Source organism: Qipengyuania algicida, from assembly GCF_009828025.1.
In the GTDB taxonomy this organism is placed as follows: domain Bacteria; phylum Pseudomonadota; class Alphaproteobacteria; order Sphingomonadales; family Sphingomonadaceae; genus Qipengyuania; species Qipengyuania algicida.
The window spans coordinates 151,695-162,329 of record NZ_WTYA01000009.1 but is presented as its reverse complement, the minus strand read 5'-3'; the positions used below and the strand labels follow the sequence as shown (position 1 = coordinate 162,329).

Here is a 10,635-nt window from a genome sequence, read left to right as displayed (position 1 = left end):
GAAATTAGCCTTCCTCATCGTCGCCTCCTGTCCTCAAATTTAGGAAAGAAGACGTCCACAAATCTAGGGGCTATTCAATCCAGCACTCACTGGCTCTGAGCTTGGCGCCTCTATTTCGGATGAATTCGCTTTGGGTTGGACTGATGCTTCGAAGACGCGGACTGGTAACGCACTCAAGCAATGGTCCAATTGGATCATCGAAGGGAGCAAGGGCAATAAGATTCCTGATCCACCGGGCCGGAAAAAGAAATCTCCCCCGATCCACGAGCCCATGGCCTAGTCCTGTGATTTTAGTTGCCCCAAGCTGCAACCAAGATCAGCCCAGCGGCCATCAGGCAAAGATATCCTTCCTAAGTCAGATGACCCCAGAAATGTAGAGGCCCATTCCCTCGAGGCGCTATATTTCCGAAAGTATTAAATAGACGGAGTGGCAGCTTTCAACGGTCCAGTGCCTCCAAGCAGACAGTCCGCAATCGACCCTATTCTGTTCAAAAAAGTCGGGGGTGCCGAATTGAAGCCTGACTCCTGGCAACAATGATTCAGAGTGAGCTCGCTGCTTGAATCATTGTTACGCAGAGCGATGCATCCAATCTATACTATTGCTGACCAAAAATGACGATGGAGTTTTCAACACAATAGGCCCAATTCCAGCCTTTCAGCTTGCCGCTAAACGCCCATCGAAGCTGAAGTGGGATTAGCGTGGGTCGCGCCAAATTTTCTACCCAAAGCGACCCAAGCGGGACCCAAAGCGCACGACCAGCCGAAAGGCCTTTCGCCCTAGAGCGCTGAACTTCCCTACTGAAAGTGGTGGTGCCGCTTACAGGACTCGAACCTGTGGCCCCATCATTACGAATGATGTGCTCTACCAACTGAGCTAAAGCGGCGCCCTGGCAGCGCATTTAGCCACCTTGCGGGTCTACCGCAATCGGCTGGCTGCGTACCAATATGGAGGCCCGAGCCGGAATCGAACCGGCGTGCAAGGATTTGCAGTCCTCTGCGTAACCACTCCGCCATCGGGCCTCACCCCACCGACGATCACGCCTGCGGGAAGCGCCCCCTAGCGAATGCCTCGCCACGGCGCAATCGGCTTCTTGCGCGTTTGCGCTCCGCGTCCGGGCTGGCGCGACGCAAAACTATCCGTATGAATGTTCGGCATGACCATCGCTTCGCTGATCGATCCCATCCCCGCTGGCAATGGCTCCGTCCACCTCACCCATGCGCAAAGCTGGATGCAGGGACGCACGCTCTATGGCGGCGCGTCCGCACTCATCGCCTACACCGCCGCGATCCGCGCCTTTGCCGACCTTCCCCCGCTACGGGCCGGGCAGATCGGCTTCGTGGCGCCTGTCGGGGAGAGTTTCGCGGTGGCGACGACAATGATTCGCCAGGGTCGCAACGTCACCCAACTGCGCAGCGAATTGCTGAGCGAGGGGCGGGTGGCGCTGACCGCCTTTTGGCTGTTCGGTGCTGGACGCGAGCCCAATGCTATCCATGCTGCCTCCCCGCCCGAGGACTGGGCCGGACCGCCCGAGGATGCCGAACCGGTAATGGCTGACAAGGGACCAGCGTTCATTCGCGAGAACTTCGAACTGCGCCGCGCGCAGGACCAGCGCGGACCGGGTGCACCCGTGGTCCGTCGTTGGGCGCGGCTAACAGACCGCAATATCCTCGATCCGGTCAGCGAGTGCATCCTTATGGGCGATGTCATGCCGCCGGGAGCGATACGCGCGATGGTGCGGCAAGGCCCGATCAGTTCGATCAACTGGTCGTTCAACCTGCTCGAGCCGCAACCGTCGACCGCGGACGGTTGGTGGATGAGCGAGAACTCCAGCACCCATGCCGATCATGGTTATTCGAGCGAGCGACTGCGGCTGTGGAATAGCGACGGAAGGCAAGTACTCGATGGCCTGCAATGCGCCGCAATCTTCGGCTGATGGCCGCCCTCAAACGTCGGTGAAGCTCGGCGAGCGGCGCTCCATCCCTGCCATGACCGCTTCCACCTGATTGGGGCGGCGGATGATGCCCGCCTGCTCCTCGCTTTCCGCCATCAGGATCGCTGCGGTATCGCCGTCGATCATCGTGTCGAACAGGCGTTTCGCACCGCGGATAGCTTCGGGATTGCGATTGGCGATGGTACGAGCAATGTCCTGCGCATGCGGCAGGGGCTTGGCCTCGCAATGGGTTGCAAAGCCGAGCGATAGCGCTTTTTCGCCGGTGAATTCGCGGTTGGTGTAGGTCAGCTCGCGCAGCACATCGTCGCGCACCAGCCCGCGCCAAAGCGCATAGCCGCCCATGTCGGGGACCAGCCCCCATTTCATTTCCATCACCGCCATGCGCGTGTCGGGCGCGACGATCCGGATATCGGCACCGCTCGCGATCTGGAGCCCGCCGCCAAAGCATACGCCGTGCACCGCAGCGATGACCGGCACCGGGCATTTGCGCCAGGTCATCGCCACTTCCTGGAACCTGTTGGCATTGCCATGGGTGCGATCGGTCAAGGGCTGTGCGCCACCTCCGGCAGCGGCGAAACTGGCGGTATCAAGTCCGGCGCAAAACGCCCGTCCCTCGCCTGCGATCACAACCGCCCGCAGCCCTTTCATCGTCCGTAGAGATTCCCCGACCTCGATCAACGCATCGAACATCGCCGGGTCTAGCGCGTTCATCTTGTCAGCACGGATCATCCTGACCTGCGCCACGCCATCGTCCTGCAATTCGACTGTTACCCGATCATTCGACATGGTTTCCGCTCACGCTGCCTGCATCTTCGCAAGCATCGTGAGCGTTTGGTTGGGCGCTGTCCAGAGCATGGTGACGGTCCTGGAACGCGAAGAAGGATTTGCTGCTGCGCTGCCCCAAGCGATAGCCGCCTTGCGGAACGGTCTCGTTCAGCCATGCCGCATGGTCTATGCCAAGCTTGGCGCGCAGGCGCGAGACGTGGACTTTGAGCGAATTGGTTTCCGGTATGTGTTCGAGACGCCAGACGTCCGACAACAGCTCACCGAAATCAACCGGCATGTCGGGCGTTTCCGCCAACCGCCAGAAAAGCGCAAACTCTCGCGGGTGGAGGCTCAACCAGCGCCCACCGATCCGCGCATCGCGATGGAACAGGTCGAGCAGCGCCGGGTCGGCGCGGCGGAAGCGCGGCATCACATCGACCTGTTCCGCCAGCCGGGTGAGTCGCAAAGCCAATTCCGACAGCGCCACCCGCGTGGACAGCACTTCGCCGAAATCGGCGGCCAGCATGGCCACCCGCTCTTCCTGCCCATCCGCGCCGAACGCGGCGATCAATTTGGCAGGGTTCATGTCCTGCCACCGGCGGGCCATCGACTGGAGGCGGCAGTCGAACAACCAGACCGGTTCGCCAGCGGTCGGCGGGGCGGCGTTGGGGATCGTCATGCGCCAGCCGAGCAGCCGCAGATCCCACCGTGCAGGTGGATCCGCCTTCAGAAACCCAGGCGAATGCTCCACTCATGGAAACAGGCAACATCTTTCCCAAGCCCTGTCTATGAGCGCGTGGGGCCGGGCTTGCTATCCGATGTTACTACCTAGATAGAGCCGGAAGATGCAAGGAAGCGTTTGATGTTGCGCGCAGCCTGTCGCAACCGCTGTTCGTTCTCGACCATGGCGATGCGCACGTAACCCTCGCCCTCCTCGCCGTAGCCGACGCCTGCAGCCACCGCGACGCCTGCATGTTCGAGCAATTGCTTCGAAAATTCCAGACTGCCGACATTGTGGAATGCCTTGGGGATCGGCGCCCAGGCGAACATGCTGGCCGGAGGAGTGGGAATGTCCCACCCAGCGCGGGAGAAGCTTTCGACCATCACGTCACGGCGACGCTGGTAACGCTGGCGGTTCTCCTCGACGATGTCCTGCTGCCCGTTGAGCGCCGCGCAGGCCGCTGCCTGAATCGGGGTGAAGGCCCCGTAGTCGAGGTAGCTCTTCACTCGTGTGAGCGCAGAAATCAGCTGCGGATTGCCGACCGCAAAGCCCATCCGCCAGCCCGCCATCGAATAGGTCTTCGACATCGAGGTGAATTCGACCGCGACATCCTTCGCCCCCGGCACTTCCAGGATCGAGCGGGTCGGCTTGCCGTCGTAATAGAGTTCGGAATAGGCCAGGTCCGAGAGCACCCAGACCTTGTTCTCGCGCGCCCACGCGACCAGCCTTTCGTAAAATTCGAGATCGACCGTCTCGGCGGTCGGATTGCTGGGATAGTTGACCACCAGCACCGTGGGCCGGGGCACGGTATATGCCATCGCATTGTCGAGCGCCTTCCAATAGTGCTCGTCCGGCGTGGTCGGGACACTGCGGATAGTAGCCCCGGCGATGATGAAGCCGAAGGTGTGGATCGGATAGGACGGGCTCGGCGCGAGCACCACGTCGCCCGGCGCGATGATCGCGGTCGCCATCGACGACAGGCCTTCCTTAGAGCCCATGGTGACGACCACTTCACGCTCGGGATCGAGATCGACGTTGAAGCGGCGGCCATAGTAATTCGCCTGCGCCTTTCGCAGCCCCGGAATACCCTTCGACTGCGAATAGCCGTGCGCATTGGGTTTCTGCGCGACCTCGCACAGCTTGTCGATCACATGCTGGGGCGGCGGATGATCGGGATTGCCCATGCCCAGATCGATGATATCCCTGCCCGCCTGACGCGCCGCATGCCTCATATTGTTCACTTCGGCGATCACATAAGGCGGCAATCGCCTGATACGGTAGAATTCGTCTGACATCGGGATCCCTGGCCCACACTTCGGTTTCATGACATTGTCCTATTCGTGCGGCAGGCGCAATTGTGCAGGCAATGCTTGACGCAAGCATTTCATGGATGGATGAAACTTGCCATTCGGCACGCCAACAGCAGGCCCTATAACGCTAAGGGAGCCAAAGATGCCCGGTGACGACGACACGCCAGACCCGTTCACCAACCTTTATGAAGGCCCGGCCAAGATGGTGCAGGCCTTCTTCGCGCCGATGGCCGCCATGCCCGGTCGCGATGCATTGGCGCCGGAAGACGTGCAGCATTGGGCCGAAGTCGGCACGCGGCTGCAAGCCATGTGGCTGGAATTCATGACCGAACAGAACAGCCAGCCGGATGCGGCGCTGTCCTATCTCGATCCGGCGCGCTGGATGGCGCTGGCGCAGGGCTGGTACAAGCAGATGCCGCTGGTCGATCCCCAGCGGCAGAAGGCATTGTGGGACGAAAGTTTTGCCCTGTGGCAGCAGGTACTCGGCGGGTTCAGTGCAGCCGGAACGAGCGACAATACGCCCGAGCTACCCTACAAGGATCGCCGCTTTGCCGACGATCGCTGGCGCAGCCATCCCGCCTTTGCCTTGATCCACCAGACCTATCTGTTCGTCGCCGAGAGGTTGAACGCGATGGTCGATGACATCCACGGCCTGCCCGAGGACCAGCGCGAGAAACTGCGCTTCACGACGAAGGCGCTGGTAGAAGCGGCCAGCCCGGCCAATTTCCCCTTTACCAACCCGGTGGTGATGGAGCGGACTTTGGAGACCCGCGGCGAAAACCTCGTCAGCGGGATGGAGCACATGCTGGCGGATATGAAGCGCGGGCAGCTCACCCACACCAAGCTCGGCGCTTTTTCGCTGGGTGAGAACATCGCCACCACACCGGGCAAGGTGGTGTTCGAGACCGAGCTGTTCCAGCTGATCCAGTACAGTCCCACGACCGAGAAAGTGCTGGAGACGCCGCTGGTGATCTTCCCGCCATGGATCAACCGGTTCTACATCCTCGACCTCAATCCGAAGAAGAGCTTCGTCGCCTGGGCGGTCGATCAGGGGATCACCGTGTTCATGGTGAGCTGGAAGTCGGCCGACGCAAGCATGAAGGACGTGGTGTGGGACGATTATATCCGCGCGCAGATCACCGCGATCGATCACATCCGCGCAAGGCTCGACGTCGATAATGTCCACGCCATCGGTTACTGCGTTGCAGGCACCACGCTGGCCGCAACGCTCGCCATCCTCGCGCGCCGGGGCGAGGCGGACAAGGTCGCCAGCGCCACCTTCTTCACTGCACAGGTCGATTTCGAGAAGGCGGGCGATTTGCTCCACTTTGTCGACGACCAGCAGCTTGCGACGATCGAGTCCTTGTCGCCCGAAGGCTATCTCGACGGGCGGTATATGGCCGCCACCTTCAACCTGCTGCGCGGAACCGACCTCATCTGGAATTACGTCGTCAGCAATTATTTGCTGGGCGAAGATTACCCGGAATTCGACCTGCTTTACTGGAACGGCGACACCACCAATCTGCCCGCCAAGTGGCATCAGGCCTATTTGCGCGAGCTTTATCGCGACAACCGGCTCGTCCAGCCCGATTCGCTCGAAGCAGACGGCACGCCTATCGACCTGACCCGGATCGAAACGCCGACCTATGTTCAGGCCGGGCGCGAGGATCATATTGCGCCAGCGGAAAGTGTCTGGCGGATTACCGACCACTTGCGTGGGCCGGTACGCTTCGTGCTCGCCGGTTCGGGCCATATCGCCGGCGTGATCAATCCGCCCGATGCTCAAAAATACCAGTATTGGATCAACGACGGCGCCCCCCGCAGTCTGGAGGAGTTCCAATCGGGGGCGACCGAGCACAAGGGCAGCTGGTGGCCCGACTGGATCGATTGGATCAAGGGACAATCGAGTGATCAAGTGCCGGCCAAGGGCAAACGCAAGCCGGGCAGCAAGAGCGACAACGTGATCGAGGACGCTCCCGGCCGCTACGTCAAATCGCGCTGACGGATCAGCTTTTCGGAGTAAATCCGGCAGAATGCTTGCGTAATCGGGCAATTATTGTGCAGTGCACAAAAAGTGCTTGACCTTACGGTGCGGATGCCTATTTTGTGCACTGCAACAAAACCCGTGAGGAATCGCATGGCCGATACCCATTCAAAGATCGATGCCGCTGCCGAAAAGGCGTTTGCCGAGGCTGCGGAGAAGAAAACGGCTCAGGCCGCCAAGGCGCCTCAGCCGGTGCCCGCCGAGCAGCCAGAGGCTGCCGCGAACACCAAGCCCGCCCCGGTCGATAAGATTGTGGCGAGCCCAAAGAAAGCGAGCGCGCCCAAGCCTGCCGCCAAGAAGGCCGTGGCACGCAAGCCAAAGACCAAGAAGGCTGCAGCAGCGAAACCCGCCGCCAAGCGCGCCCCCGCCAAACCGCTTACCGATACCCCGATCAGTCAACTCAAGGAAAAGATCATGGCTACCGCCAAGACCACTGATTTCAGCAAGACTTTCAAGGACGCTGCCGCCGAAGTGCAGACCCGCGTCAAGGCCGCTTATGAAAAGGGCACCGAAATGACCGGCGAATTCACCGAATTCCACAAGGGCAACGTCGACGCTTTCGTCGAATCCGGCAAGGTCCTCGCCAGCGGAATGCAGGACATGGGCCGCACCGCGATGGAAGAGCTCAAGACCGCTGCCGAGACCGCGACCGCCGACGTCAAGAAGATGGCCGCCGTCAAGTCGCCGACCGAGCTGTTCCAGCTTCAGGGCGAAATCGCACGTCGCAACTTCGACGCTGCCATGGCGCAGGGTTCGAAGAATGCCGAGCTGTTCATGAAGCTTGCCAATGACGTATTCGCGCCGCTTTCGAGCCGCGCCAGCGTCGCTGCCGAAAAGCTGACCAAGGCAGCTTGAGCCTTGCGGATGCCGTGAGGCGCTGATCGCGTCTGTTGCGGCAATTCGATCACGAACCAAGGGCTGGATGGCGCAAGCTGTCCGGCCCTTTTTCGTGAGTGGGTTAACCAACAAACAATACCGACCCGTCGCCAAATCCTTGCGCAGCGGCTTTGCCATACGATATTGGGGCGATGATGAAGCCAATAAGTCCCGCCTTGCCCAGCTTTGACGACGCGCCGCGATGCGCGAATGACCAGAACGGTGACAGCGATACCGACAACCGGGTGGGCGTCGCCACCAAGACACGTGCAAAGCCCAAGAAGCCAAGCCAGTACAAGGTGCTGCTACTCAACGACGATTACACGCCGATGGAATTCGTCGTGATGGTGCTCAAGCGGTTTTTCCGGATGGACCTGGAAGAAGCGACGCGGGTCATGCTCCACGTTCACCAGCGTGGTGTCGGCGTTTGCGGGATATTCCCTTATGAAGTCGCCGAAACCAAGGTGAATCAGGTGATGGATTTCGCCCGACAAAATCAGCATCCATTGCAGTGCACGCTGGAGAAAGCGTGATTGTTGCGATGCAAAATTGAGGGCATGACCGGCGGATGATTCCGCGCTAGGGCTACCCAAGGTTTCCACAATTAACCACAGGCGCCCTTGTTCCGATTGCTCCCCAGTATCGACCGCTATGTCGCCCGGCTGGTGATCTGGCCGATGCTGGGCGTGTTCGCGCTGGCCGCCAGTCTCCTGACGCTCGACAAGATGCTGCGCCTGTTCCAGTTCGTGGCGGTCCAGGGCGGCCCGATCGGCGTGACCTTCAAGATGCTGGGCACGCTCATCCCCGAATATGCCAGTCTGGCCATTCCGCTGGGGCTGATGCTCGGCGTACTGCTGGCGTTCCGGCGTATGGCCGTGAACAGCGAACTCGACGTGATGCGCGCCGTGGGCATGTCCTACGGGCGGCTGCTGCGCGTTCCCTATATCATCACCGCAGTGCTGATGATGATCAATCTGGGGATCGTCTATTACGTCCAGCCGGTCAGCCGTTACGTCTACGAACAGCTCAATTACGAATTGCAGTCCGGCGCGCTGGGCGCGTCGATCCAGGTGGGCGAATTCACGACTCTCGCCGACAAGATGGCGCTCAGGATCGACAAGAGCGAGGATCAGGGGCGCAAGCTCTACGGCATTTTCGCAAGGGTGAACGACGGCAAGGGCCAGGTGCTTTCGGTGTCCGCGCGTGAAGGCACGTTTCTGGCCACCAGCGACAATCCGAACACCATCATCCTGCGCCTGGTCGATGGCACCATCATCCAGAACACCGGCGATACGACGCCGCGCGTGCTGACCTTCGCAAGGCAGGATTTGCCGATCGACCTTCCGCAAGTGGCCGCGTTCCGCAAGCGCGGCAGTGCGGAGCGCGAATATATCCTGCCCGAATTGCTACGGATCGGGTGGAGCAGCAGCACGCCCGAGGTGAAGCGCGATGCAAGCCAGGCCAGTTTCAACTTCCGCCTTGTCGAGGTGATGATGATGGCATTGATGCCGCTGCTGGGCGTAGCGTTGGGCATCCCGCCCAAACGATCGACCAGCGCACTGGGCGTGTTCGTTTCGGTCGTCCTTGTGGTCGCCTATCACAAGGTCAATGAATACGGCGAAGGCCTCGCCGCGCTGGGGCGTTTCAATCCCTTCATTGCGCTGTGGGGGCCGTTCGTGATCTTCGGCCTGTTGATCGTGTGGATGTACTGGCGCGTGGCACACGTACCGGGCGGACAGGCGATCGGCGCGCTGGAAGTGTGGTTCGCCAAACTCGCCCGCGTCCTGAAAAAGCTTTTCCGTCGCCGCCATCGTGCCGCAACGACGACCGATCTGGCGACAGCGGAATAGGGTAACCTCGGCAATATGCAGCTCGACTTCTTTCCCTCTCGCACGCTGACGCTCTACCTCATGCGGCTGTTCGTCACCCGCATCCTTGCGGTGCTGGTGATGCTGGTGCTGGTGCTCACCATGCTCGACCTGCTCTCCGAAAGCGGGACGATCCTACAGGTGTCGGGGAACGGACAGGCGCAGCTGCTCGCCTATGCGTCATTGCGGGCGCCGCAACTTGCCAAGACTTTCCTGCCCTATTCGGTGTTGCTGGCAACGCTGATCACGCTCGTCACGCTGAACCAGAACAGCGAAGTGGTCTCGATGAAGGCCGCGGGGCTGTCAGCCCATCAGATCCTTGCCCCGCTCGTGCTCGCCGCGGTGGTGGTCGCCGGGTTCAGTTTTGCCTTCAACGAGCGCGTGGTCACGCGGGCAACGGCCACCCTCAAGGCCTGGCAATCGGTGAATTACGGCCCGATGCCGAAGGACTCTGCAATCAAGTCCAACATCTACACCAGCGACGGCACCAACATCCTGTCAGCGGCCACCGTTCTGGGCACCGGCAACGCCATGCACATGCAGAACGTGACATGGTACAAGCGCAGCCCCGATGGTATGATCCAGCAACAGATCCGGGCGCCCGGAGCGCGCTATGCGGCCCCCGGTTGGCTGTTGACCAATGCGACGAGTTTCGAGGTGCAAAGCGCCGCCACTACAGAAATACCCTCGATCGTGGTCGGCACCGATATTACGCCGCAGCAGGTCGACCTCGCCCGCATCGATCCGGACAGCGAAAGCTTCTGGCATCTCACCCAGTCGATCTCGCGTTATGAGGCGGCGGGCCGACGCACTTCCGAACTGAAGGCGGTGTGGTGGCACAAGCTGTCCGGCCCGCTCTCCTCGGTCCTCATGCCCCTGCTCGGTTCGGTCGCAGCTTTCGGGCTGGCGCGGTCAGGCCAGGTGTTCATGCGCGCATTGATCGGAATGGCGCTGGGCTTCGGCTTCTTCGTGATCGACACCGCCGCGCTGGCGATGGGCGATTTCGGGGGCTATCCGCCGTTTCTCGCCGCTTGGGGACCGTTCCTGCTGTTCCTGATGATCGGCGAGACCGTGCTCATCCGCACCGAGGAATAGGAAC

The 10,635-nt window shown here is 60.9% G+C and carries 9 protein-coding genes and 2 tRNA genes; 6 read left to right on the top strand and 5 right to left on the bottom strand.

What is annotated here, in order from left to right; genetic code table 11:
- Positions 1-808 precede the first annotated feature (808 nt).
- Both GRI58_RS12275 and GRI58_RS12270 read right to left on the bottom strand, forming a co-directional pair.
- Positions 809-884, bottom strand: a tRNA-Thr gene (locus GRI58_RS12275).
- Positions 885-946: 62 nt separating this feature from the next.
- Positions 947-1,020, bottom strand: a tRNA-Cys gene (locus GRI58_RS12270).
- A 134-nt stretch (positions 1,021-1,154) separates the two neighbouring features.
- Here GRI58_RS12270 and GRI58_RS12265 point away from each other — a divergent pair.
- Positions 1,155-1,934, top strand: a complete 780-nt coding sequence (locus GRI58_RS12265; protein ID WP_160753890.1) for an acyl-CoA thioesterase — start codon at positions 1,155-1,157, stop codon at positions 1,932-1,934.
- Positions 1,935-1,943: 9 nt separating this feature from the next.
- On the opposite strand, the gene GRI58_RS12260 is transcribed toward GRI58_RS12265, so the two are convergent.
- From GRI58_RS12260 to GRI58_RS12250, 3 genes are all read right to left on the bottom strand, one after another.
- Complete coding sequence (locus GRI58_RS12260) at positions 1,944-2,738, bottom strand: crotonase/enoyl-CoA hydratase family protein (RefSeq protein WP_160753889.1); 795 nt, start codon at positions 2,736-2,738, stop codon at positions 1,944-1,946.
- Positions 2,728-3,468, bottom strand: coding sequence for a winged helix-turn-helix domain-containing protein (locus GRI58_RS15870; protein ID WP_337190974.1), 741 nt, complete (start codon positions 3,466-3,468; stop codon positions 2,728-2,730). The genes GRI58_RS12260 and GRI58_RS15870 overlap by 11 nt, the downstream gene beginning before the upstream one ends.
- 77 nt (positions 3,469-3,545) lie before the next feature.
- Entirely contained in the window at positions 3,546-4,733 is a 1,188-nt protein-coding gene (locus GRI58_RS12250) for an LL-diaminopimelate aminotransferase (RefSeq protein ID WP_160753888.1), read from the bottom strand.
- A 157-nt stretch (positions 4,734-4,890) separates the two neighbouring features.
- Here GRI58_RS12250 and GRI58_RS12245 point away from each other — a divergent pair, with 157 nt between their 5' ends.
- The 5 genes from GRI58_RS12245 to lptG all read left to right on the top strand — a co-directional run bounded on the left by GRI58_RS12245 (position 4,891) and on the right by lptG (position 10,631).
- Positions 4,891-6,750: a PHA/PHB synthase family protein gene (locus GRI58_RS12245; RefSeq protein WP_160753887.1), complete on the top strand. Its 1,860-nt coding sequence runs from the start codon at positions 4,891-4,893 to the stop codon at positions 6,748-6,750.
- Between the two features lie 135 nt (positions 6,751-6,885).
- On the top strand, positions 6,886-7,647 hold the full coding sequence (locus GRI58_RS12240; protein ID WP_160753886.1) for a phasin family protein: 762 nt from the start codon (positions 6,886-6,888) through the stop codon (positions 7,645-7,647).
- Positions 7,648-7,820: 173 nt separating this feature from the next.
- The gene (gene clpS / locus GRI58_RS12235; RefSeq protein ID WP_419957047.1) at positions 7,821-8,201 is read left to right on the top strand and encodes an ATP-dependent Clp protease adapter ClpS; all 381 of its coding nucleotides are present in this window, start codon (positions 7,821-7,823) and stop codon (positions 8,199-8,201) included.
- Positions 8,202-8,288: 87 nt separating this feature from the next.
- Positions 8,289-9,518, top strand: a complete 1,230-nt coding sequence (locus tag GRI58_RS12230; protein ID WP_160753885.1) for an LptF/LptG family permease — start codon at positions 8,289-8,291, stop codon at positions 9,516-9,518.
- 15 nt (positions 9,519-9,533) lie between these two features.
- Positions 9,534-10,631: an LPS export ABC transporter permease LptG gene (gene lptG / locus GRI58_RS12225; protein ID WP_160753884.1), complete on the top strand. Its 1,098-nt coding sequence runs from the start codon at positions 9,534-9,536 to the stop codon at positions 10,629-10,631.
- Positions 10,632-10,635: the final 4 nt, after the last annotated feature.

What these genes read in the sequence shown, in the direction of transcription:
- GRI58_RS12265 (WP_160753890.1), top strand. Translation starts at nt 1,155, where the DNA reads ATGACCATCGCTTCGCTGATCGATCCCATCCCCGCTGGCAATGGCTCC.
- GRI58_RS12260 (WP_160753889.1), bottom strand. Translation starts at nt 2,738, where the DNA reads ATGTCGAATGATCGGGTAACAGTCGAATTGCAGGACGATGGCGTGGCG.
- GRI58_RS12250 (WP_160753888.1), bottom strand. Translation starts at nt 4,733, where the DNA reads ATGTCAGACGAATTCTACCGTATCAGGCGATTGCCGCCTTATGTGATC.
- GRI58_RS12245 (WP_160753887.1), top strand. Translation starts at nt 4,891, where the DNA reads ATGCCCGGTGACGACGACACGCCAGACCCGTTCACCAACCTTTATGAA.
- GRI58_RS12240 (WP_160753886.1), top strand. Translation starts at nt 6,886, where the DNA reads ATGGCCGATACCCATTCAAAGATCGATGCCGCTGCCGAAAAGGCGTTT.
- clpS (WP_419957047.1), top strand. Translation starts at nt 7,821, where the DNA reads ATGATGAAGCCAATAAGTCCCGCCTTGCCCAGCTTTGACGACGCGCCG.
- lptG (WP_160753884.1), top strand. Translation starts at nt 9,534, where the DNA reads ATGCAGCTCGACTTCTTTCCCTCTCGCACGCTGACGCTCTACCTCATG.